This window comes from Pelomonas sp. Root1444 (genome assembly GCF_001426885.1).
GTDB lineage: Bacteria > Pseudomonadota > Gammaproteobacteria > Burkholderiales > Burkholderiaceae_C > Pelomonas.
In genome coordinates this window covers 1-23,350 of record NZ_LMFP01000025.1, presented here as the reverse complement: position 1 = coordinate 23,350, position 23,350 = coordinate 1, and the positions used below count along the sequence as shown (strand labels likewise).

General features: G+C 65.7%; 19 protein-coding genes and 1 tRNA gene. 13 read left to right on the top strand and 7 right to left on the bottom strand.

Features of this window, described 5'->3' with window-relative positions; all coding sequences use genetic code 11:
• Positions 1-43: 43 nt before the first annotated feature.
• Positions 44-385: an HU family DNA-binding protein gene (locus tag ASD35_RS16300; RefSeq protein WP_056876047.1), complete on the bottom strand. Its 342-nt coding sequence runs from the start codon at positions 383-385 to the stop codon at positions 44-46.
• A 100-nt stretch (positions 386-485) separates the two neighbouring features.
• On the opposite strand from ASD35_RS16300, the gene ASD35_RS16295 reads away from it, so the two are divergent.
• The gene (locus tag ASD35_RS16295) at positions 486-2,552 is read left to right on the top strand and encodes a bifunctional diguanylate cyclase/phosphodiesterase (protein ID WP_056876017.1); all 2,067 of its coding nucleotides are present in this window, start codon (positions 486-488) and stop codon (positions 2,550-2,552) included.
• Positions 2,553-2,718: 166 nt separating this feature from the next.
• Here the strand turns inward: ASD35_RS16295 and ASD35_RS16290 are convergent.
• The 3 genes from ASD35_RS16290 to ASD35_RS16280 form a co-directional block, all read right to left on the bottom strand.
• Positions 2,719-2,803, bottom strand: a tRNA-Leu gene (locus ASD35_RS16290).
• Positions 2,804-2,848: 45 nt separating this feature from the next.
• Positions 2,849-4,360 (bottom strand): aldehyde dehydrogenase family protein, encoded by a 1,512-nt coding sequence (locus tag ASD35_RS16285; protein ID WP_056876046.1) that lies wholly within the window; start codon positions 4,358-4,360, stop codon positions 2,849-2,851.
• A gap of 10 nt (positions 4,361-4,370) precedes the next feature.
• Positions 4,371-5,465, bottom strand: coding sequence for a saccharopine dehydrogenase family protein (locus tag ASD35_RS16280; RefSeq protein ID WP_056876016.1), 1,095 nt, complete (start codon positions 5,463-5,465; stop codon positions 4,371-4,373).
• Positions 5,466-5,587: 122 nt separating this feature from the next.
• Between ASD35_RS16280 and ASD35_RS16275 the strand changes: the two genes are divergently transcribed.
• Both ASD35_RS16275 and ASD35_RS16270 read left to right on the top strand, forming a co-directional pair.
• Positions 5,588-6,052 (top strand): Lrp/AsnC family transcriptional regulator, encoded by a 465-nt coding sequence (locus tag ASD35_RS16275; protein ID WP_056876015.1) that lies wholly within the window; start codon positions 5,588-5,590, stop codon positions 6,050-6,052.
• A gap of 17 nt (positions 6,053-6,069) precedes the next feature.
• Positions 6,070-6,642: an NnrU family protein gene (locus tag ASD35_RS16270; protein ID WP_056876014.1), complete on the top strand. Its 573-nt coding sequence runs from the start codon at positions 6,070-6,072 to the stop codon at positions 6,640-6,642.
• 112 nt (positions 6,643-6,754) lie between these two features.
• Here ASD35_RS16270 and ASD35_RS16265 read toward each other — a convergent pair whose 3' ends face one another.
• Entirely contained in the window at positions 6,755-7,726 is a 972-nt protein-coding gene (locus ASD35_RS16265; RefSeq protein ID WP_056876013.1) for a 2-dehydropantoate 2-reductase, read from the bottom strand.
• An 87-nt stretch (positions 7,727-7,813) separates the two neighbouring features.
• Between ASD35_RS16265 and ASD35_RS16260 the strand changes: the two genes are divergently transcribed.
• The 3 genes from ASD35_RS16260 (at position 7,814) to ASD35_RS16250 (ending at position 11,001) form a co-directional block, all read left to right on the top strand.
• Complete coding sequence (locus ASD35_RS16260) at positions 7,814-10,045, top strand: C1 family peptidase (RefSeq protein ID WP_056876012.1); 2,232 nt, start codon at positions 7,814-7,816, stop codon at positions 10,043-10,045.
• A 90-nt stretch (positions 10,046-10,135) separates the two neighbouring features.
• A complete protein-coding gene (locus ASD35_RS16255) occupies positions 10,136-10,546 on the top strand; it encodes an SRPBCC family protein (protein ID WP_056876011.1) in 411 nt (136 codons plus the stop codon).
• A gap of 20 nt (positions 10,547-10,566) precedes the next feature.
• Positions 10,567-11,001: a hypothetical protein gene (locus ASD35_RS16250; protein WP_056876010.1), complete on the top strand. Its 435-nt coding sequence runs from the start codon at positions 10,567-10,569 to the stop codon at positions 10,999-11,001.
• A gap of 856 nt (positions 11,002-11,857) precedes the next feature.
• Here ASD35_RS16250 and ASD35_RS27300 read toward each other — a convergent pair.
• Positions 11,858-12,736 (bottom strand): hypothetical protein, encoded by an 879-nt coding sequence (locus ASD35_RS27300; protein ID WP_157275610.1) that lies wholly within the window; start codon positions 12,734-12,736, stop codon positions 11,858-11,860.
• A 178-nt stretch (positions 12,737-12,914) separates the two neighbouring features.
• Here ASD35_RS27300 and ASD35_RS16245 point away from each other — a divergent pair, with 178 nt between their 5' ends.
• The 7 genes from ASD35_RS16245 (at position 12,915) to ASD35_RS16220 (ending at position 22,445) form a co-directional block, all read left to right on the top strand.
• Positions 12,915-13,217, top strand: a complete 303-nt coding sequence (locus tag ASD35_RS16245) for a helix-turn-helix domain-containing protein (RefSeq protein WP_056876009.1) — start codon at positions 12,915-12,917, stop codon at positions 13,215-13,217.
• Between the two features lie 69 nt (positions 13,218-13,286).
• Positions 13,287-13,583 (top strand): helix-turn-helix transcriptional regulator, encoded by a 297-nt coding sequence (locus ASD35_RS28590; protein WP_082580210.1) that lies wholly within the window; start codon positions 13,287-13,289, stop codon positions 13,581-13,583.
• A gap of 585 nt (positions 13,584-14,168) precedes the next feature.
• Positions 14,169-16,901, top strand: a complete 2,733-nt coding sequence (locus tag ASD35_RS16240; RefSeq protein WP_157275609.1) for a PEP-CTERM sorting domain-containing protein — start codon at positions 14,169-14,171, stop codon at positions 16,899-16,901.
• A gap of 1,354 nt (positions 16,902-18,255) precedes the next feature.
• A complete protein-coding gene (locus tag ASD35_RS16235) occupies positions 18,256-18,753 on the top strand; it encodes a DUF4112 domain-containing protein (RefSeq protein ID WP_056876007.1) in 498 nt (165 codons plus the stop codon).
• 44 nt (positions 18,754-18,797) lie between these two features.
• Complete coding sequence (locus ASD35_RS16230) at positions 18,798-19,199, top strand: TM2 domain-containing protein (RefSeq protein WP_056876006.1); 402 nt, start codon at positions 18,798-18,800, stop codon at positions 19,197-19,199.
• Between the two features lie 443 nt (positions 19,200-19,642).
• Positions 19,643-21,472: a caspase family protein gene (locus ASD35_RS26730; protein WP_082580209.1), complete on the top strand. Its 1,830-nt coding sequence runs from the start codon at positions 19,643-19,645 to the stop codon at positions 21,470-21,472.
• 22 nt (positions 21,473-21,494) lie between these two features.
• On the top strand, positions 21,495-22,445 hold the full coding sequence (locus tag ASD35_RS16220; RefSeq protein ID WP_157275608.1) for an alpha/beta hydrolase: 951 nt from the start codon (positions 21,495-21,497) through the stop codon (positions 22,443-22,445).
• A gap of 586 nt (positions 22,446-23,031) precedes the next feature.
• Here the strand turns inward: ASD35_RS16220 and tnpB are convergent.
• The coding region (gene tnpB / locus ASD35_RS16215) for an IS66 family insertion sequence element accessory protein TnpB (RefSeq protein ID WP_162254476.1) at positions 23,032-23,350 on the bottom strand (319 nt) is incomplete at its 5' end.

The following is a 23,350-nucleotide window of genomic DNA, read 5'->3' as shown; positions in this document are numbered from 1 at the left end:
GCCCGGAAACCGTCCGATAGGCGCTCCATGCGGCGGGTCCGCCTTACTTCTTCTTGGCCTTGGCAGCCGGCTTGGCTGCGGGCTTGGCAGCGGCCTTCTTGGCGGCAGCCTTGGGGTCGACGGCGGCCTTGAAGCCAGCGCCGGCGGTGAACTTGGGCAGCTTGGCGGCAGCGATCTTGATCTTCGCGCCGGTGCTGGGGTTCACGCCGTTGCGGGCGGCACGGGCGTGCTGCTTGAAGGAGCCGAAGCCGGGGATCGACACGGCACCACCCTTTTTGACGGTGGTGACCACGGCGTCGAGCAGGGTCTCGAGGATGCGGCCGGCTTCGGCCTTGCTCAGCTCGTGCTTGGCGGCCAGGTGTTCGATCAGATCGGTCTTGTTCATGCGGGAGTTCTCGTCCAAAACGCGCCCGAACGGCTCGGGCGGGCGCGATTGTGGCCCATCGCGGCGGCATACAGTCCCGCAAAGCCCGTATCCATCGCCGATGTCAGCTCACGCGCACCTATCGTCCCTGCTCGACGCCCTGCCCCAGCAGGTCTGGAAAGCCGACGGCCAAGGCCGGCTGCTGTGGATGAACGCCCGCCTCGCCCAGGCGCTGAACCGCCCGGCGCTGCCGACGCCGCTGGCGCACTGGCTGCATGAGGATGACCGCGCCGTCTTCGCGGAGCGCTGGGCGGCGGCGCAGGCGACGGGGCGCTTCGAGATGGAGTACCGCCTCGGCAATGCCTGGATGCTGTCGCAGGCGCAGCGCCTGCCGGATTCGCCGCTGTGGCTGGGCGCGCACATCGACATCGCGGCGCGGCGCGCGGCCGAACGCCGCCTGCAGGAGACAGACGCCATCTGGAAGCTGGCGCTGGAATGCAGCGGCGACGGTGTCTGGGACTGGCATGTGCAGACCGGCGTCGAGTATTTCTCGGCGCGCTATCTGAACCTCTACGGCTTCGAGCCCGGCGACGTGGAGGCGACGCCCGAGGCCTTCGATGCGCGCACCCACCCCGACGACGTGGCGCAGATGACGCAGGACCGCGAGGACCATTTCGCCGGCCGCACACCCATCTACCGCAACGAGCACCGCGTGCTGGCCAAGGACGGCAGCTGGAAATGGATCCTCAGCCGCGGCATGGTCATCGCGCGCGATGCGCAGGGCAAGCCGCTGCGCATGGTCGGCACGCACACCGACATCACCGACCGCAAGCGGCAGGAGGCGCTGGTCTGGCAGCAGGCCCGCGTCGACACGCTGACCGGCCTGCCCAACCGCCGCTCGCTGCGCGAGCGCATCGAGCGCGCACTGGCGCAGCGGGCTCAGCGCGGCGGCGAGCTGGCGGTCATGTTCGTCGACCTCGACCACTTCAAGGAGGTCAACGACTCGCTGGGCCACGACGTCGGCGATGCGCTGCTCGTGCAGGTGGCCGGGCGGCTGCAGGGCTGCATGCCGGCCGGTGGCATCGTTGCGCGCATGGGCGGAGATGAGTTCACCGTGCTGCTGGCCGACGCCGATGCGGCCGGCGCCGCCCGGCGCATCGGCCACGAACTGCTAGAGGCGCTGTCCGAGGCGTTCGAGGTGGCGGGCGAGCGGGTCTATGTGTCGGCCAGCATCGGCGTCAGCCTGGCGCCTGGGGACGGCAGCGAGATCGAGGCCTTGTTCAAGCATGCCGACCTGGCGCTCTACGAGGCCAAGGGTGCCGGCCGCAACCGCATGGCGCTGTTCACGCCGGCGCTGCACGACGCCGCCCAGCGCCGCGCCCGCCTGGCCACCGAATTGCGCGAGGCCTTGCGGCTCTCGCAGTTCAGCCTGGTCTACCAGCCCATCCTGTCGCTGCGCGACCCCGCAGCGCCGCCGCGCAAGGCCGAGGCCCTGCTGCGCTGGAAGCACCCGCAGCTCGGCGACGTCAGCCCGGCGCAGTTCATCCCCATCGCCGAGACCAGCGGCCTCATCGTCGACATCGGCGACTGGGTCTTCCGCGAGGCTGCAAACCAGGTGCAGGCCTGGCGCGCGGCCGGGCATGCGGGCTTCCAGATCAGCATCAACAAGTCACCCGTGCAGTTCCTGGGCGAGCGCAGCCATCGCGTGCAGCCGGACTGGGCGACGCACCTGCGCGGCATGGGCCTCGCGGGGGACGCGCTGGCCGTCGAGATCACCGAAGGATTGCTGCTGGAGCGCGACGAGGCGGTGGCCGAGCGGCTGCGGGCCCTGCGCGAGGCGGGGCTGACCGTCTCGCTGGACGACTTCGGCACGGGGTATTCCTCGCTGAGCTACCTGCAGCACCACGAGATCGACACGGTGAAGATCGACCGCAGCTTCGTCGCCGGACTGGAGGGTGGCGGCAAGGCGCTGGCGCTGTGCCGGGCCATCGTGACGATGGCGCACGAGCTGGGGATGGAGGTCGTGGCGGAGGGGGTGGAGACCGAGGCGCAGGCTCACATGCTCAGAGACATGGGCTGCGACTGGGGACAGGGGTGGTGGTTTGGGAAGGGGATTCCAGCGGGCGAGTTTGAGGAGCGGTGGTTTGGCGCCGCCGCTGGGGGCTCGGTTTCCGCCACCACCCGCTAAAGCGCCCATTGAGGGCGCATCAGCGGGGACTCGATCACGTCCCGCGACCCCGGCAGCCGGCGTCGCGCGTGCGCGCCGCCTCGACGACGTGCCCTTCGAGTCCTCTCCCGGGCACCCAAAAGGCAAAAGGCCAGCACTTTCGCGCTGGCCTTTTGTTTTTTTGGTTTGGTGCCCAGGAGAGGACTCGAACCTCCACGGAGTTACCCGCTAGTACCTGAAACTAGTGCGTCTACCAATTCCGCCACCTGGGCTTTCAGGAGCCGCGCACTATAGCAGCCCTTTTCGACCGCGCCGACTCAGATGTCGAACTTGACACCCTGGGCCAGCGGCAGCTCGCTCGAGTAGTTCACGGTGTTGGTGGTGCGGCGCATGTAGGCCTTCCATGCGTCCGAGCCGCTCTCGCGGCCACCGCCCGTTTCCTTCTCGCCGCCGAACGCGCCGCCGATCTCCGCGCCCGACGTGCCGATGTTGACGTTGGCGATGCCGCAGTCGCTGCCGGCCGCGCTCATGAAGCGCTCGGCCTCGCGCAGGTCGGTCGTGAAGATGGCCGACGACAGGCCTTGCGGCACGCCGTTCTGCAACTCGATCGCCTCTTCCAGCGTCCGGTACTTCAGCGTGTAGAGGATGGGCGCGAAGGTCTCGTGGCACACGACCTCGGTCTGCGACGGCATGCGCACCAGCGCCGGCACGGCGTAGTAGGCCTCGGGGAAGCGGTCGGTCAGCGCACGCTCGCCGCCAGACACCAAGCCGCCCTGCTCGCGCGCGGCGCTCAGCGCGAACTGCATCGCGTCGAAGGCCTGCGCGTCGATCAGCGGGCCGATCAAGGTGCCGGGCTCCACCGGCGAGCCGATGGGCAGCTGCGCGCGCGCGCGGTCCAGGCGCTCGACGAGTGCGTCGTGGATGCTCTCGTGCGCGATGACGCGGCGGGTCGTCGTGCAGCGCTGGCCTGCCGTGCCGTAGGCGCCGAACAGGATGCCGCGCACGGCCAACTCAAGGTCGGCACTGGGCGTGACGATGATGGCGTTGTTGCCGCCCAGCTCCAGCAGGCAACGGCCGAAGCGCGCGGCGACGCGCGGGCCCACGGCGCGGCCCATGCGGGTGGAGCCGGTCGCGCTGACCAGCGCCACGCGCGCGTCGTCCACCATCGCCTCGCCCACATCGGCGCGCCCGATGATCAGCTCGGACAGGCCGTCAGGTGCCGTGTGGCCGGCGGCGCGGTAGGCCTTCACGGCCCGCTCGAACAGTGCTTGCGTGGCCAGCGCGGTCAGCGGCGTCTTCTCGCTCGGCTTCCACACGCAGGTGTCACCGGCCACCAGCGCCAGCGCCGAGTTCCAGGCCCACACGGCGACGGGGAAGTTGAACGCCGAGATGATGCCCACGACGCCCAGCGGCAGCCACTGTTCCATCATGCGGTGACCGGGGCGCTCGCTGGCGATGGTCAGGCCATGCAGCTGGCGCGACAGGCCCACGGCGAACTCGCAGATGTCGATCATTTCCTGGACTTCGCCCAGGCCTTCGCTCGTCACCTTGCCGGCTTCGATGGACACCAGCTGCGCCAATTGCGTCTTGTGCGCGCGCAGCTCTTCGCCGAACAGGCGCACGAGTTCGCCGCGCTTGGGCGCCGGCACGACGCGCCAGGCCTTGAAGGCTTCGTGCGCGCGACCGACGGCGGCCTGCATGTCGGCCGCGCTGGCGGTGGGCAGTTGCGCCAGCACGCTGCCGTCGATCGGCGAGCGCACGGTCAGGTCGCCGGCCGGCGGCAGGTGGACGCCGAGCGCGTCCAGAACGGAAAGGGTCTGTTGCTTCATGGCGGGCATCTTAGGAAATCGACTCCACCTGGCGGGATTGCTGGTACGCCGAGCCGAAGCGGTTGGCCAGGAAGTCGGGCAGCGCCACCTCTTCCTGGCGCACGAAGCCCTGCTGCGGCAGCTTGCCTTCGCGGAACAGGTCCACCGCGGCGCAGATGCCGGCGGCCGTCGTGATCTGGATCGCGCTCAAGGGCTGGGCGCCGTCGCGCGTGGCGAAGATCTTGCGCGCGAACACCTCCTGCAGCAGCACGCCGTTCTTCATGCCGGACACGGTGACGAACACCAGCACCACGTCCTGCATCGTCGCCGGCATGCTCTTGCGCATGATGTCCTTCAGGTTGCCCTGGTCGCTCTTCAGGCCCAGGTCGCCCAGCAGGAACTGCATGAGGTCGCGGTGGCCCGGGTAGCGCACGGTCTTGTAGTCCAGGTTGCGCACCTTGCCCGCCCAGGTCTCGCACAGCGTGCCCAGGCCGCCGGAGGTGTTGAAGGCCTCGTACTCGGTGCCGTCCAGGCTGAAATGCTCCAGGCCCTCCAGCGGCAGCGCGGCGATGGTCTCGCCCTCGTGGATGGCCTCGCAGGGGTGGCAGTACTCGTTGATGAGGCCGTCGACCGACCAGGTCAGGTTGTACTTCAGCGCATTGGTCGGGAAGGCCGGCAGCGCGCCGACGCGCATCTGCACGTCGCGCACCGCATCGAAGCCGCTGGCCAGGTGATGGGCGACGATGCCGATGAAGCCCGGCGCCAGGCCGCACTGCGGCATGAAGGCGGTCTTGGCGCCCTTGGCCATCTCCTTGATGGCCTTGGTGGCGGCCACGTCCTCGGTCAGGTCGAAGTAGTGGCAGCCGCACTCCAGCGCCAGCTCGGCGGCAGTGATGGCCAGGTGGTAGGGCAGCGCGTTGACGACGGCGTCCTTGCCGCGCAGCTGGGCCGCGAGCGCGCCACGGTTGTCGCTGTCGACCTCGGCCGTGTCTATGCCCTCGGCGGCCAGCGTCTTCAGATAGGCGGCGTTCTTGTCCAGCACCGTCACTTGGTAGTCGCCGGTGGCGTGCAGCAGGCGGGCGATGGTCTGGCCGATGTGGCCGGCGCCGAGCAGGGCGATCTTCATGGGGTGCTCCGTCGAGAGGGTTGTCGTTGGCCGGCACTCTAGGCAGGGCCGGTGACGAAAGAAAGCGATACATCGACGAAAGCGATTGCTGTTTCGACGAATCGTCGCGATGATTCGTCGATATGAATGAATCACGGGTAAACCCCAGCCCATCGCCCGACGACCTGGACCGCCGCCTGATCCTGCTGCTGCAGGCCAACGCGCGCGAAAGCACGGCCACGCTGGCGCGCAAGTTGGGCGTGGCGCGCACCACCGTCGTCGCGCGGCTGGCGCGGCTGGAGGCCAGTGGGCGCATCGTGGGCTACACCGCACGGCTGGGCGGGGACGAAGCGGGCCGCAGCGTGCAGGCCTTTGTCGGCATCACCGTCAGCCCCAAGGCCGGGCGCGAGGTGGTCAAGCGGCTAGCAGAACTGCCCGAGCTGCGCCAGCTCTCCTCCGTCAGTGGTGAGTTCGACTACATGGCGCTGCTGCGCGCCGACACTACGGCCCGGCTCGACGTGCTGCTCGACGAGATCGGCGAGATCGACGGCGTGCTGCGCACCAACAGTTCGGTCGTGCTGGCCTTGCGCGTCGACCGACAGACCTGAAAGAACGGAGACCTTCGATGACCTGGCTCGCTCTCGGCCTTGCCCTCTTCCTCGGCATCCACCTCACCCGCGCGCTGGCGCCCCAATGGCGCGACGCGCAGATCGCCCGCCTCGGCGAGAAACGCTGGAAGGGCCTGTACACCGTGCTGTCGCTGCTCGGCTTCGGGCTGATCCTGTGGGGCTACTCGCAGGCCCGGCTCACCCCCGTCGTGCTGTGGGCGCCCATCCGCGGCATGAACCACCTCGCGGCGTTGCTGGTGCTCGTCGCCATGATCCTGATGGCCGCGGCTTATGTGCCGCGCAACCATTTCAAGGCGAAGCTGCAGCATCCGATGACGCTGTCGGTCAAGGTCTGGGCGTTCGCCCACCTGATCGCCAACAACACGCTGGCCGACGTGATGCTGTTCGGCAGCTTCCTGGTCTGGTCCATCATCGTCTTCCGCGCCGCGCGGCGGCGGCCGGCGCCCGCAGCCGCCACCCCGACCGCGGCAGGCACCGCCGCCACCGTGGTCGTCGGCTTGGCGCTGTGGGCCTTCTTTGCCTTCTGGGCGCATGCGGCCTGGCTGGGCATCGCGCCGCTGGGGCGGTGATCCGCGCGGTCACGGCGGCCGACGAGGCGGCCTTCACGGCCGCGGCGCGTGCCAGCCGCAAGTTGCATCGCCGCTGGGTCCAGCCGCCCGCCGATGCCGAGGCCTTCGGCCGCTACGTAGACCGGCACGCGTCCATCAACCGCGTCAGCCCCAGCAGCGCATCCAGCATCGGCGTCGCCACGCCCAGCTGCTGAGCCAGCTCGCGTGGCGCACTGAGCAGTGCGTCGGTCTCGATCGGCCGGCCGGCTTCGATGTCCTGCAGCATCGACGTCTTGAACGCGCCCAGCGACCGCGTGATGGCATGGCGGTCCTGAGGTGACTGCGCGATCGGGCAGCCGACGCGGTCACCTATCACCGCCGCCTCGCGCATGAGGGCCGTCGTGAACTCGCGCACCAGGTCGTCGGCCAGGATGCGGTCGGTCGTTGCGCGGGTCAGGGCGGAGACCGGGTTGGTCGTCATGTTGCCCCACAGCTTGTAGAAGACCTCGCGCTGGATGCTGTCCACCGCCTTGGCGCCAAAGCCGGCCTGCACCAGCACCGCGGCCAGTTCATGGACCGAATCGCTCGCGCCGCCCGTCGCCTCGCCAATCAGCAAGCCGTTGCCCATCACATGCCGGATGTGGCCCGGCTTCTCCACGCAGCAGCTCGCATGCACGACGCAGCCGATGACGCGCTGCGGCGGGATCAGCGCCGCGATGCGGCCATCGGGGTCCACGCTCCGCAGCGCAAGGCCCGGCACCGGCAGCCCGGCCGGGAACCACCACGGCAGGCCGTTGAGCGCCGTGAGCACGCGGGTCTGCGGGCCGCACAGGGCCGCCACCTGGGCGGCCACGCCGGCGATGGCCGGCCCCTTGACGGCGAGGATGACGAGGTCCTGCGGCCCCAACTCGGCCGGGTCGCTGCTGACGCGCAGCGGGGCGCTGAGCGTGGACCCGCCGCTGTCCAGCGTGAGGCCGTGCTCGCGCACCGCAGCGAGCGTCTCGCCGCGCGCGAGTGCGCAGACGCTCACGCCCTCGACGCGTTGCAGGTGCGCGGCCAGCCAGCCGCCGATGGCCCCGAGGCCGACGATGCAGACCTTAAACATGGGGATCAGTCTCGCACGCGTGCTTGTCGAGGGCCCGGCACGCCGCCATGATCCGCCGTCGTCGCAGGACGCCCAGGAGACCTCAGCATGGCCCCCCAAAGAACCCCAGCCGCCGCCAAGAAGGCCGCCGCGAACGCCGTCCCCATCCCCAAACTCGATGCCCGCCCCGACCGGCTGGACCTGCGCGACCTCGTCTACCGCTCGCCGCTGCGCTCGCTGCCGCCGCGCTGGCCGCTGGATGCCGACCTGAAGCGGCTGCTGCCGGCCTATGTGAAGTCGGGCCGCATCCTCAACCAGGGCAACGAGGGCGCTTGCACCGGCTTCGGCCTGGCCTGTGTCACCAACTACCTCTACTGGCTGCGTCATCTCAACGCCACGCCGCGCGCCCGCACGGCGCCCGAGCCGGTCAGCCCGCGCATGTTCTACGAGCTCGCCAAGCTCTACGACGAATGGCCGGGCCAGGACTACGAGGGCTCGTCCTGCCGCGGTGCGCTCAAGGGCTGGCACAAGCACGGCGTGTGCTCATCCGCGCTGTGGCCCTACCCGCTCGGCAAGGACGGCGCCGGCATCTTCGAGCGCCCTGCAGCCGGCTGGGACGACGACGCCACCGGGCGGCCGCTGGGCGTGTACTACCGCGTCGACAAGAAGAGCGTCGTCGACATGCAGGCGGCCATCTACGAGATCGGCGCGGTCTACGTGTCGGCCGACGTGCACGACGGCTGGGCACTGGATGCCGCCGCCCAGCCGGGCAGCCACGACAAGCTGCCGCGCATCGCGCGCATGACGCGCAAGAGCGGCGGCCATGCCTTCGCGCTGGTGGGCTTCAACGAGCGCGGCTTTGTCGTGCAGAACAGCTGGGGCACCGGCTGGGGCGCCAGCGGCTTCGCGGTGCTGCCGTACGAGGACTGGGTCACCAACGGCACCGACGCCTGGGCCGTGGCGCTGGGCGTGCCGCAGGACCTGTCGGACCTGAAGGCGCGCCCGCCGGCCGGCGCCAAGGCAGGCAAGGCTGGCAAGGCAGCCCCGGCGGCCAGCGGCTTTCGCGTCATGGCCGGCCGCGGCCTCAGCGACGTCGGCGCCACCTTGCGCGTCGACGCCAATCCGTCCGACGACCCCTGGCCCTTCAACCACGTCTTCGCGCACAAGCCCTACCAGCCGCTGCGCACCGACGAGGCCTACACACACACGCTGGTCTCGGGCAACGACGGGCAGCTGATGTCCACCGACTTCACCCGCGCCCGCAACGACCGCGTGGGCCTGGCACGCGAGCTCGTCGTCGAGCGCCCCGCTGCCTGGTTCAAGGGCAGCAAGGACAAGACCGTCAGGCTGGCCCTTTATGCGCACGGCGGCCTGAACTCAGAGATCGGCTCGGTGCAGCGCAACCGCGTGCTGGCGCCCTACTTCCTGGCCAACGGCATCTACCCGCTGTTCTTCACCTGGAAGACCGGCCCGGGCGAGACCGTCAAATACATGCTGGAGGACCTGAAGCACCGCATCATCGACTCGGACGACCGCAGCGAGGGCTGGCTGGACCGGCTGCGCGAGGCCGCCGCCGAGGCCAAGGACCGCGCCATCGAGGCCGTGGGCCGCCAGTTCGCGCGCGGCATCTGGAGCGAGATGCGCGAGAACGCCGCGGGCGGCGCCATGGCAGACCACGCGCTGGACCTCACCGCCCGCATGCTGCGCGAGCTGCGCGATGCGCTCGCCAAGAACGGCAAGACGCTGGAAATCCACCTCGTCGGCCATTCGGCCGGCTCCATCCTGCTGGGCCACCTGCTCGACCGCTTGGCCGGCCCAGATCCGCTGCGCGCCGCCAGCTGCGAGCTCTATGCCGCCGCCTGCTCCAGCGGCTTTGCGGTCAAGCACTACGGCGGCGCCAGCCAGGCCGGCGTGCTGTCGCTGCAGGACCTGCGCCTGCACGTGCTGACCGACGCCAACGAACGCGCCGACGGCCTGCCCACGCCGGGGCGCGACATCTACGGCAAGTCGCTGCTCTACCTCGTCTCGCGCGCGCTGGACGATGTGCGCAAGCAGCCGCTGCTGGGCATGGAGCGTGCGCTCGTCAAGCCCGAGCGGGCCTGGGCCGAGGACCAATGGGCCAGCGCGGCGACCGTCGACATCGCCGCGTGGCTCAAGCTCTGGCCCGGTGGCCCGCTGCTGCACCGCGTCGAGGCCCCCAAGGTCCGCACCACCAAGACCGGCGATCAGATCGACGCCTGCCACGGCAGCTTCGACAACAACATCGACGTGCTGACCGGCACGTTGGAGCGCATCCGCGGCTCGACCCTCGTCGCGCCCATGGAGTGGCTCGATTACTGACGCGCGGGTGACGGTTGGAGATGTCCGAAAGTGGCCGGCGCGATGCCGGCCATTGCGCCAGCATGGCGCCGTCACTCCCAGGAACCCGATATGGCCTCCATCCACCGCGACATCCTCATCGACGCCCCCGCCGCCGCCCTCTGGGACGCGATGCGCGACGTCGGCGCCCTGCACACCCGCCTCGTGCCGGGCTTCGTCACGCAGTGCGAGATGGACGGTGACGCTGCCCGCAAGATCCGCTTCGCCAACGGCCTGGAAGCGCGCGAGGTCATCGTCACCGTCGACGACGCCCTGCGTCGCATCGTCTGGTCCGCTGCCGGCGGGCGGCTGACGCACCACAACGCTTCGGCCCAGGTGTTCGACGCGGGCGACGGGCGCTGTCGCGTCGTCTGGATCGCCGACCTGCTGCCCGATGCACTGGCGCCGGCCATCGCCGAGATGATCCAGGCCGGCCTGGCCGCGATGAAGGCGCAGGCCGAGCGCGTGGCGCCCGCCGGCTGACGCAGTCATACTGCGCCGCCATGCAGATGCCCTCGCCACGCCACCCCTGGCGCCTCGCCGCTGCCGCCGCCCTGCCGGTGGCCGCCGCCATCCCGCTGCTGCTGACGGCGTTCGGCAGCGAGGCCGTCTTGCCGCTGGGGCTGCCCGACCCCGCGGTGCTGGAGCGCATCCGCAGCTACGAGGACGGCACGACCCGGCGCGTGACCGACATCATGCGGCTGGAACATGCCGACGGCAGGGCCTACTACCAGTTCACCGCACCCTGCTGCGACATCCCGCACCCGCTCTACGACGCCGAGGGCCGCTACGTCTGCGCGCCCCGCGGGGGCTTCGCGGGCGAGGGCGACGGCCGCTGCCCCGCGTGGGTCAGGGGGCTGCGCCTGAGCCTGCCGCGCCACCTGCAGACCACCGCCCCGGCGCGCCCGCTGACGGCCGAAGCGCTGCAGGGCTATTGACCCGGGCGATCACCGCGGCCGGCGGCGGATCGCGACAATCCGGCCCATGAAATACCTGGAATGGTTCTGATCCCTACCAACTGTTATACGCCAATAAGTCGTTGATTTTTATGGCGTTTTTCTGACTAAGCAATTCCGCACTCGCGGTTCGTGATGTTGCAGATTCGCGACGTCGACTGGCTCAGGTCCGCGCTGCGGGCGCAGGCTGACTACAACGCAGCCCGATCTGCTTGCACCGGAATGCTCCTGCAGCGGAGCCGCTTCACCTTATAGCTTCGGCTTCCCCCTGGGCATCACCGCGAACCAGCGATTTACGAGGGTGAGCGGCTTCGGCGAGCCCGCCATTGGGCCTGCTACTGCCCTTGGCTCGGAAGCTTTGAACTCAAGCACTTGGTTTCGTGTGAGGCCGGTCCCGAAGACGCGGGCCGCCTTCTCCGCTAACTCGGTGGGGATGGTGACGAATTTGCCGGGGGCGACTCGAACTCTCTTCATGCCTGAGACTCCAAAGTCGGGGCTCTGCCAAACCCGGGCACCCTTGAAAATACTGGATCAAAGACACCCCGCTTGAGCCGCTGGTCTTCCTCCATCAGCCGCTCAAAGTCCGAACTGCCGAACTCTCGGCCTACGGCGGGCATGCGATCCCACAGCTGATCTTCTAGCTCGCAATCCAACCGCCGACGGCGCATCACCCGAAAGATGCGATTGACCCTGGCACGCTGCTTTCTGACCGACGTCATCCGAACTCCTTTAGGCTAATTGGCGGCCTCGCATCCTTTCCACTCCGGCCCCGTGGACCTTGCCTCAGGCCACTGCTGGTCGAATCAACTCAGCAGATCGCCGGCTCAGAACAATCAGTTCAAAAGGATGCCGCCCAGGCAGCATCTAGAACCCGCTGGAGTCTCCCTCGTTCCATGGCCTCCCTTGGCGTCACGCCGTCCAGCATGCCGCAAGGCGTTTCAAGGAACCCGAGGATGTCCCAACCGTGTGTTGTGCCGAGAGCTTTCGCGATATCTGGGATCGCGTCCCACATAGCCGGTTCGAATTGCCAACGAGGCAAGCGCGAGGCTTTGTGTGGCAATTCAAGCGCAATTACCCGCCCGTCGCGGATCCACGACCGGAGGGTCGCAACTCTCACCGCCACCAATCGCGCCGCCTCCGGTATAGAAAGCATGTCCGTAGCACCAGCCCGCTCGTCTCGAGCTTCTGAAGAGGCATTGAACAACGCCTTGGTGGAGATCGAGCTGGCATACCCACGGGAGCTGCTGATGCCGGCTGCTAGACAGGCGGATGATGGGGTGGCGCCAGACCTCAGCCGCAAGACGAGCTCCCTGGTTGCCGGCACTGTGTTCTCGGAACGCATGCCAAGGTCGAAGTGTTGGCCAGCTTTGTCAACAAGCAGGATCCAGCGGCCGGTATCCGAGGCGCACTGCCAGACCTCCCGGACGTCACGAGAACACCACTGACCGGTAGACGAGAGCCAAGCCGGAAGCATGCAAACAACTCCTCTCACGCGCGCGGGGTCAACGCCGCTCAACAGGCTCAGAAGGTCTTGGTCCGACGCGATGCACAGCGTCTGCAGGACGCCGAGCGCCGGCTCCTCGTCATCGACCACCTCCAACGAGAGCAGAAACCAGGGTGCGTTTAGCGCCAGTTCAACAATCCGCCATTGCCTAGCAGCCGGATGTTCAAGACCTGCCGGTAGGGCGCGCTCGTAATGCGGACGGGAAACGAACATAGATGGAAGATGGTCGGCACTGGAACACCAGCCGCTGAGGTATAGATAACCCAGGACATTCTGACGGACATCTTCCGAGTGATCCAACCGCTGTCGATCACAAGCGCGCCCGTGTGTGGAAAAAAATGCGCTTACCGAATACGGCTAGACATGCGCTAGGGTCCGGGCGGAAACAATCATGGCCAAGACTCTGCACACCCGTCACAACGAAGTCTTCCTGGAGAAGCTTCAGCTTGCACGTCTAGGCAAGCGCATGCGCCAGGCTGACCTGGCTGACCGCCTAGGGCGCGATCAAGCTCTCGTGAGCAAGGTTGAAAGCGGCGAACGCAGGCTCGATGTCATCGAGCTGCGTGAATGGCTGCTTGCGCTCGAAATCGACTTCATCAAGTTCATCAGTGAGCTGCATGCCGAGCTTGGTCCGTACGGCGCGTCTCAGCTGCGCGTACTGCGAAGAAAGGCATCTCAGCGGCCGCCATCCTGAGGCAAACGACGTTGTTCTGAGTTATCTATAACGTGGCGTAGATAGCTCGGTTCTTGGACCCTTTGGCGGATGCCCGTCCGCCCCAAGAACGCTCCCAAGCCTGGCCGCCCCAAGGGTTACAGCAGCCTCGACGAAGGCGTTGCCAGGGCTTTCGGTCGTGCGGCGAAGGCGCGTCGTCTTCAAGCTGGAATGTCTCAAGAAGCGCTGGCCCTTGAAACGGGAATTGAGCGCTCGTACATCAGCCGCCTCGAACGCGGGCTGAGCCAGCCTTCACTCCTCGCGCTCCTCAAGCTCGCGAGAGGCCTTGGCTGTGAGTCCTCGGAACTCGTCGGTCCGGTAGAGAAGATTTTCAAACGACGTCGATAGCGTCACTGTCTAGCGCCAGGTGCGCGGCGAGAGGGCCCGCGCCAAGTGCCGTCGGTTGGCCCAGCGTGCGCATTGCCCAGGAGTGGGTGCAGCTTCGGATCCGGCTGCTCGCCGTGGATGGGATGTGTATTCCAGTGGCCGTGATGAGCACGCGATCCGGTGCTCATGAGCACCGGCGGCGGCCCCGCACGAGCGCCACCTCTGCAGCGATTGCTGACGGTCGCGACCGGCGTCCTCGCGGCAGCAATGTGCCCAAAGCCGAAATTGACCCAGCTACAGCTCCAGGCTGAGTGCCGACATCCAGTTTTGGTAGTCCGATGACCGCTGCCGCCGGAAACTGTCTTTCGACGCCCCGCAGGCTGAGTGACCGCCGCACATCCAAGACCTGACGCTCGGCGGAACTCGCCCCTGTGACGCCTGAGGTCCAACGTCCCCACGCCGATCAACGGCAGGTCTGAAGAGCTTCGCCTGGCGCCGCTCGTTAACCCGCCCCCCCATTCGGTCCATCTCCGTCCACCGAAGTGTCATGCGGCACTCAGCAGAATCGTTGCGATAAGCAACGTGCGCGCGGGAGCGAACAACTATATGAAGACACTTCAAGTACACGGATTTCAGAATCCCCGCAGGCGTTCCCGTCGAGCGCTGCCCGCGGTCCTGCTCGCCTTGCTGGCGAACCAGGCATCGGCTGAGGTCTACACCTGGGTCGGTTCGCAGGGCGGCTCAGACTGGTTCTCTGCCAGCAACTGGGACCTGCGTGCCGTGCCAGGCGCCACGGACGCTGTGTGGCTCAGAAACTATCGCGACACGTTCCTGTCGGCGGACGCGCTGATCAACGAACTCCGGTTTTCCGTCGGCGCGCTGTACGGCCCCGGTGCGCTGACAGTGCGCGGCAGCACCACCTTCAATGGGACGTCGCTCTACGGCGAAGCGCCCTCCATCCTGGGCGCCCTGAACGTCGCTGGCAGCGCAACCCACCGGTATGGTTCGTTCTCCATCGCGCCAGGGGGAAGGCTCACCGTTCTCGCTGGGGCCACCTTCACGTCCAACGGGCTCGACGACGCAGGCAACAACGTCGGGAATGTCATCAATGGCGGATACGTCAGCACCTTTAACAACGCTGGCACCTATCGTCAGGAATCCGGCGCAGCCCGGACCTATGTCGGCCCAGCCTTCAATAACACGGGCTCTGTGCTGGTCAACACCGGGACGCTTGAACTAGGCGGAGGCGGCGTCTCCACAGGCAGCTTCAGTACGCTTCCTGGCACCACATTGGCGCTGGGTGGCGCCCACAACCTTGAGGGCGCCACCATCGTCAACGCTGGCACCCTAAAGATCAGCGGCGGTAACACCACGCTCTCGAACACAGCGGTGAGCGGCACCGGCGCGTTTGTGATCGACGGCGGCTTTTTAAGCGTCAATGCGGCGCTGACGCTGCCGAACCTGAGTTTCGTCGACGGTCGCCTCAGCGGCACGAGTGCTCTGACTGTGAACGGTCTGGTGTCCTTTGGAAAGGACGGTGCGCCTTGGTGGGAGTCCAGGTCGCAAACGATAAACGGCACGCTCAACCTCGCAGGTGGCGCCACCCTGAGCAGCCAGCTTTACTTGAGCTACGAGCACGACGGCACGCTCAACAATTTGGCAGGCTCCACCTTCACGTCCACAGGTTTGAGCAGCGGCTTACACGACAACAACATCACCTCGGGCACGTTCAACAACGCCGGCACCTTCGTGCAGGCTTCAGGCTCGACTGCCACCAACGTCACCGCGGTCTTCAACAACATCGGCTCCGTGCAGGTCCAGACCGGCACGCTGCGGCTCAGGGGAAACGTGAGCGGCGCTGGAGCCTTCAGCACTCAGCCAGGCGCGACGCTGGAGTTGGCCGGCACCAATAGCTTGGCCGGTGCCAGCATCGCAAACGAGGGGACGTTGAGGATTAACGATGGCACCACCACGCTGGGTGCCACAGGCGCGCGCTACAGCGGCCGCGGTGCGCTACAGATCAACAGCGGCACACTCAATCTCAACAGCGGCACCGTTTTCGCCAAGGAAACCAGCATCCAGCTGACCGGGGGCATGCTCAATGTGGACAGCCCCGTCACCGTAGCAAAGTTCGATTTTGCGCGTGGCGTTCTTGGCGGCGCCGGCGTCCTGACGGTCAGCGGCACCACCTTCTTCGGCGACATAGACGGTTGGGGCGCATACCCGGCCATCGCCGGCGGCACCCTCAACCTCGCGGGTGGCGCCATCAATCAGAGCCGCATCACCATGAACGGCGGCCGCCTCAACAACCTAGCCGGATCGACGTTCGTTTCAAACGGTGTTCCCTTTGTAGGCCAGAAGAACAGGTTTGACAGCGAGATCGGCGGTGACAGCTTCTTCGGGGCAGGGGTCTTCAGCAACGCGGGCGTCTTCGTGCAAGACTCAGGCCTAGCTGCGACAAACATCAGTGCGGCATTTGGCAACACCGGTTCAGTGCTTGTACGCACCGGCACGCTGCAACTCAACGGGGACGTCAACAACACCGGCTCGATTGACGTTGACGCGGGCAAGCTCGTGTTGGCCGGCGATGTGTCCTCCCCTGGCACGTTGGTCGCCAGTGGATCTGGTGTGATCCAGCAGGTAGGCGGCCGAGTGGCCGCCACGCAGATCGACGTCAGCAGCGGGGGAACTTTCGAGCTTCAAGCAGGCACACTGACGGTCAATCAGTTCAAGGGCGACTTTGTGCAGCGAGGCGGGCTGCTGTACGTTGATGGAGATCGACCGAATTCAAAGGTTGCCGGGAACTACGCGTTGGGCCCAAACGGTACTTTGCGGCTTGATGTAGGTGGTGCCGGGCATGACGGCGTCAACAGCCAACTGGTTGTGGACCACGCAGTGACCGTCGATGGGCTGGTCCAAGTGATCTTGCGTCCGGAGTCGTTCGCGCAGATGCACTATGTTCCCCACATCAATGACAAGTTCGACTTCGTCGTCGGCGACGCCATCAGCCTCGGCAGCGACCTGTCGTATGGCGTCTACGTGGCCAAATCGGAGGCCAGCTTTTTCGGCGGGCTAAGCTACAGCATCTACAGCGGTGGTATCGCCGGAGACACGTCCGAGCTCTACCAGATCAACGGCGATGTGTTCTCCTTCACGTTGACGAATGATGGCCGCACACTGCAAGGTACGTTGATTCGGGACCTGCATTACAGGGCGGCGGCACCGGTCCCTGAGCCTTCCGCCTATGCCACGCTGCTAGGAGGTTTGGGGATGTTCAGCCTGCTGCATCGACGGCGTCGCAAAGCACTTGACTCGGTCAAGAGCGGACTGGGCGCGTAGGAGTCCGTCTGGGAGGCAGTTGGCAGCGAGTCGCCAAGTCTGCGGCAAAAATGTAGATGACGGCCGGCTCGCGTGAAGATGCCTAAGGCCACGGCAGAAAGTCAGCTTTTCGGTGTCGGTACCACCGGACGCTCCCGGCCAGGAGCTGTCGTTAGCGATTCGCCGAATCGGTAGCCAGTAGCAAATCTAGAGCTGCCGTTCACCGTCGAAGCTGGGCCGACAGCGAGAGGTAGGCGTCATTGCCCGGACGGGAGTGAACCCAGGTACTGAAAGAACGCGTCCGCTTCAATCTCAACAGAGCCCCACAGCTCGCCATCAATGACTTGACCTGTGTGGTGATGTGCTGCCGCCAATCGAGCCGGGATTGCGTACGATGAACTTCGAAGCGAGACCGTGGGTCTGGAAGGAGCTGACTTGCCTATCACTAAGGGGATCGTGCCCATCCCCTCGGCTGTCTCAAGGAAGCCGGGCAGAACTGCGGCGCACTCCGGCAGGTATGGAACGGGACTGACCATAGGTGGAGGTGCCTTTCCAGTTGTGTGCTGAAGGACGGTCGACGTTGGGTCGAGGAAGACGAAGTACTGCGTTCCTCTCGCATGCCCACCATAGAAGCCGAACTGAATGCGTTGCCCATTCACAGCGCCTTTGAGGCTCCGGATGACGCGCGCCGTGTATCGCGCGCCGCAGCTCTGCCCGTTGGCGGACACGATGGTTTCGCTGGCCTCGACCTCGACCCATGCGACCAGTGCGCTTGAGCGCATGGAATCCGCAAAGTCGACGCGAAGGCTCAAAGCGTTCGCGCTATGGGCCCAAAGGATGGCGAGTGCGGTGGCTGCAGCAAGACGCAGTCGTGGCGCCCAAATTGATGTCGAGAGACTGCTTAGCGCAATTGCCTTCTGCATAAAGCACCCAGCCGGGGCTCCTTCAAGTGCCTGATTCATCAGTGCTACGCCCGAATGACGGTGAATTCAACACCTGAATTCTGCGTGCAATGCGGCCTCTGCCAGAGGCTTCTATGAACAGGATGCACTGAACGCAGGGTTGTCCCAGGGCTCTCTCCACGCCGTCAAACGGCAGCAAAGCACCATATATTGTTCGAGGGGGGCGACGCGTCGTGTGACAGCTCAGGGTCGGCAAGATGAGTTCGCTGACTAAGGAACCGGTCGCCCGAGCCTGGCCAGGCCGAGCGGCAGCTGTTGGTGTCGGCCGCGAACTGGAGGTCCCGGCGGCGGAGTCAACCGGTCGACGCAACACACGCGCTATCCTCTCCTGACCGGTCACAAACCGGCCACTGTCCGACTAGTGATCGGCCGCGGCCGGGCGAGCCAGCCGCCCACTTCGGACCCTCTCGACGATGCCAACGCCTAATCCGCGACCGGCGCAGCGCCAGTCCGCCGTGCGCGCGCGGCTCAAGCGCCTGGCCTGGCTACTCGACAGCGCGATTCCGCTGCCGGGCGGCTACCGCATCGGCCTGGACGGGCTGATCGGCCTGGTGCCGGGGCTGGGCGACGTGGTCTCCGCAGTGCTGTCGTCGTACATCGTGCTCGAGGCCGCACGTTTGCGCGTGCCCGGCAGCGTGTTGCTGCGCATGGGGCTGAACGTGGCGCTGGAGCTGATCATTGGAGCGGTGCCGGTCGCCGGCGACCTGTTCGACTTCGCCTTCAAGGCGAACGAGCGCAACGTGCGCCTGCTCGAAGCCAGCCTGGGCCCGCCGGAGCAGGTGCTGGCGCTGCGCCGCCGCAGCGGCTGGACCGTCGCCGCAGCGCTGGCGGTGCCGGCTCTGGTGCTGCTGCTGGCGCTGGCGCTGGTAATCGGCCTGGTCACGCTGGTCGTGGCGGGGCCATTCGGATGACACTCGAGCGCGTCCACCCCCCTCCGATTACGACAGAAACCGCGATGACCGCCAATCCCGACACCCACAGCAAGACCATCGGCTACCTGCTCTGGATCTTCGGCTTCATGGGCGCGCACCGCTTCTACTACGGGCGCCAGCTCACCGGCACGCTGTGGTTCTTCACGCTGGGTCTGCTGTTCGTCGGCTGGATCATCGACCTGTTTCTGATCCCCGGAATGGACCGCGACGCCGACCGCCGCTACGTGGTTGGCCCCAAGAGCTACAACGTGAGCTGGGTGCTGCTGACGTTCCTGGGCATCTTCGGCATCCACCGCTTCTACCTCGGCAAATGGCTCACCGGGCTGCTGTGGCTGCTCACCGGTGGGCTGCTGCTGCTGGGCGTGCTTTACGACTACTGGACGCTGAACGGGCAGGTGGACGAGGTCAACGGAGGGGCGAGCTGACTCGCTCCCGTGCCCGCCGGCGCGCTGAGGGTGGGCGCCGCCGTATCACGAGGACTGGTCAGAAATGTGCCCATAGCCGAAATTCGTCTAGCTACGGCAGTAGGCTGGCTGCTGTCGCTGAGCCTTGGCGGGCCAGCGACCGCTGCCTCCACCACCGGTTGTGTGCGCCAGCCACAGATTGACCCCTTTGCGGGAGTTCTGCCGACCACCGACTGACCCGGCGATTGCAACGTCGCTTGACATCGTTGCTCGGCAACCGACGTTGTTTGGACGGGTCAACCGAAGCTCGGCGCCCCCGGGTCAATCTGGCGTCGGCGGGAACACTCCACGGATCCCGGGGGCGGTTCAAAGCACGCGGTTGAGGCCATGCTGCGCGACCTAGCCATTACTAGGGATGCATGCGACGCTGCGATGTGCAACATTTCCTCTAAGGGGGTGCGTATATGCGGCGGCGAAGTCTCGTACTGGGTGCAGCGTCGGTCGCTGCTATCCGCGGTCATGCGCAACCTTCTCCAACTAGGGCGGCTGTCGTCATTGGTGTCGACCGCGCAGGAGACCTTCGTCCTCTGAGAGCTGCCGCTCGTGGAGCTCGTAACGTGGCCGCCTGGCTACGGGGCGAAGGCTTCGATCCGGTAGTGGAGCTTGTAGACGATCCCGAACCTGTGACCGTCGCCCAAGTGTTCGCGGCGGTTCGTCTCCTGGTTGATAGCGGCACCATCAAGCAACTGGTGATCTACTTCGCCGGCCACGGATTCATCAACGGCTACTCCGAGCATTGGATGCTCTCGGGGGCACCGGACAATCCTAACGAGGCCGTGAGTTTGATTGAAAGCATCTCACTCGCTCGCCAGTCCGGCATTCCGAACGTCGTCTTCATCTCCGACGCTTGCCGCTCGAGGTCAGACAGCCTTCGAACTGAGCGTGTTCGCGGCAGCTTGATTTTTCCGAACGCGCGCAGCGCCCCTCCTGTGCCGTCTGATGTAGACCAGTTTCTCGCAACCCTAGTCGGCGATCCCTCGTGGGAAGTTCCCGTCGAACAGAGCGCATCCGCGTACGAGGGCGTTTATACCGCGACGTTCTTAGACGCCTATCGCAACGCCAGTGCTGACATGCTGCGCCCTATGGGCGACCTGATGGTTGTGCCAAACGCGAAGCTCAAAGACTTCCTTGCACGAGAGGTGCCTTTGCGTGCGGCACAGGCGTCGATTACGTTGAAGCAGCGTCCGGAGACGCAGGTCGTTTCAGGAGAGTTGACTTATATCGGCAAGTTCCTGCCTGCAGGCCACCGCTCCAGGGGGCTTGCTGCGCAAAGCGTTGCCGACATTCAAACGTTAGCGCGAGCGCGGTTGGACATGACGGGACTCAAAGTCTTCGCAACGGGTTGGCGACCTCAGGTCGACACTGCTGGTCTCTCTCGTGTTGGGCGCGAAAGTGGATTCGACGCGGCCACTCGCAACGTCGCCAATGCGCGAGGCTTCTCGGACAAGCTCAGCGCCAGGTGCGGGTTCTCGATATTCGGCGCACATGTCCAGCGCGTAATAGCGCCGGCTGGCGTCATCGCAGAGTTTGTCAACAGCGGTGATCCTCCTAGGCCGTGCGCACTCATCGAGGTCCAGCTTTTGCACCGTCCAGCAGCCAGTGTTTGCATTCAGTTCAGCAACGGCGACGGCAGCGTTCTCGCTGCGCTTGATGGCTTCGTTGGCAGCATCACTGTCGACGAAGCTGGCGTGAACAATGTTAGCTACGTCCCCGCTCGGTCAAGTCCTCTCTATCGGTCATACGAGTCCGAGCGCAAACGGCTCGACGAACTTCACGCGGTGGTGGCTGCCAGCGCGCGCTTCGGAGCTTTTAGAATCGAAGCGCCGAAGAACAGCAGAGAGTCGATTGCCCGGAACATGGCCGACCGCATACGGATGCTCAAGGGCATCGACCCGACGCTCGGCTTGTACGCGGCATATGCCTATTTTGATGCGGGCCTGCCGGGACAGTTGCGTTCGGTCAACGATGCCATGCGGAGCAACTTGTCGGGAATCAAGCTCTTCGATACCGCCATGCTCGCTGGAGAACTGCAAGGACGAGACGCGGGCCAGGACACGTTGCCCTTTGTTCCGATGCTGTCTCAGGGCTGGAGCCTGCTCCGGGTCAAAGGCGTTCGAGTCAGTGAAGAGTTGGCTGCGATGAGAGACAACATGCGCAACGCCTTGTGGTTGACACTTCGTCGCGAAGGCGTTGAGTTTGCTGCCAGAGCGATGAGTAGCGATCAGATTCGCTAGCGCACAACCGGAGAAGGGACCTATGCGTAGACGCCTCCTCGTACAAGCCGCTGCCGCCGGGCTTGCGGCACCAAACGTTCTTGCTCAGCACGGCACGCCGAAGCGTCTGCTGTTCGTCCACGGACGTTCTCAGGGTGGCCGAATCCCGGAAGAACTGAAGGTAGAGTGGTTCGATTTGCTCACGAAAACTGCCGCATCAATCGGCAGGTCGGTGCCGGCGACGACGATTGTCGATATGCCGTTCTACGGCGACAAGTTGGACGAATTCGCCCGGGCAGCTCAGATTCCATTGTCTACCGACATTCAGAACCGCGGCTCGGAGCCTGATCGCGAGTTTCAGGAGTTCCAGGCACAGTTCGTCGATGAGTTGAGAAATAAGGCAGGTGTGACCGATGAGGAAGTGCAAGCTGAGTATGGTGAAATTCCGGCTGAGCGAGGTCCTCAGAACTGGCGGTGGGTTCAGGCAATCCTGAGAGCCCTGGACAAGAAGGTGCCTGGCATGGGTCCGGTGACGCTCGAAGCGTTCATGCGCGATGTTTTCCTGTACGTGACGAAGCCAGGAGTTCGCACCGCAATTGACCGGGTCGTCAGCGGCGGGTTTGGGGAAGACTACCCTACGATTGTCGTCTCGCACTCTTTGGGTACCGTCGTTACCTACAGCATTCTGGCGAGCGAGCGCCGCAACCTACGCGTACCGCTTCTCGTCACTCTGGGGTCGCCGCTAGCCGTCAGAGCGGTTCGCGATCCGTTTCGGCCGCTGTCGTACCCAACGGCGATTCAGAGTTGGTACAACGCCTTTGACAAGCGCGACGTGGTGGCGCTCTATCCGCTCGATCGGGAGAACTTTCCTGTCGGCAGAACCATTGCCAACAATGACGCCGTGCGGAACCAGACCGACAACCGCCACGGCATCGCCGGCTACATGAACAACGTTGAAGTTGTGACCAAGATACTTGACGCTCTCGAGAAGTAAACGTCAGACGCCAACTGGCCGATCTCCACGCCTAAGCTGATTAAGCCAGCGGTTTAGACGCCGGGTTTCACGGCCCGATCACTGCGACGAATTGCGCTGCGGACCTGGTGATCCGGGGCCCGTGTATGCGCGGCGAGCACATGCCGGTGCTCAACGGATGCGCTCAAGCACCAACTGCTTGTGTGCCATGTAACCATGTAAATGTTGGGCATGCCCAGCGCCATGCACCAAACTGCTTCCCCGACGGCCTGTCGTGCCGACAGGCTGGCGCAATCTTAATGTCCGCCGCTCCAACAGAATCGCTGAGTGGGAGCGCGCATACAGCAGGGATGGAGTTGCCGGTCTGATGCCACATCACGCCACACGCGGAGCCAACAGGGTGCCAGAACTTCCGGTTGGCCACCGGCTGAGGACCCCAGCCAGTGGAGACGGAGCCAACAAGCGTTGCTCGACGAACTGGCAGGCCCTCGCGCGGAGAACGCATGTCAGGCAGAAGGCGCAAGTCGTGATTGAGCTGAGGTCGAAGCTCCCTCTCTGCTCTGCTCTGCTCTGCTCTGCTCTGCTGCACCGGATCATGCCGTCGTCTTCAACGCGCTGCCATGGCAATCCAAGCACCAGGGCCTACAACTGCGGCTGCGTCAGCGGCATGTGCCCAAGGGACCTCGCGAGGCCACACGAAACGGCCCTGGTGCAGGCGCCGCGCGGCTAGCCATACGCCGATGCCGTCAGGCACGAGCACCTTCATGCGCGTGGCACGCCGGTCGGCGAAGTGGTACGCATGGTGCGGCTTAGCGCCGCCGAAGATCTGAACGACGCGGACGATGCGGACCAACGCAGCAGCTCGGTATGCGTCCGCCCAAGTCACCTTGATGCCCGGTAGCCGGACCTGGATGCTTGTGTCCACG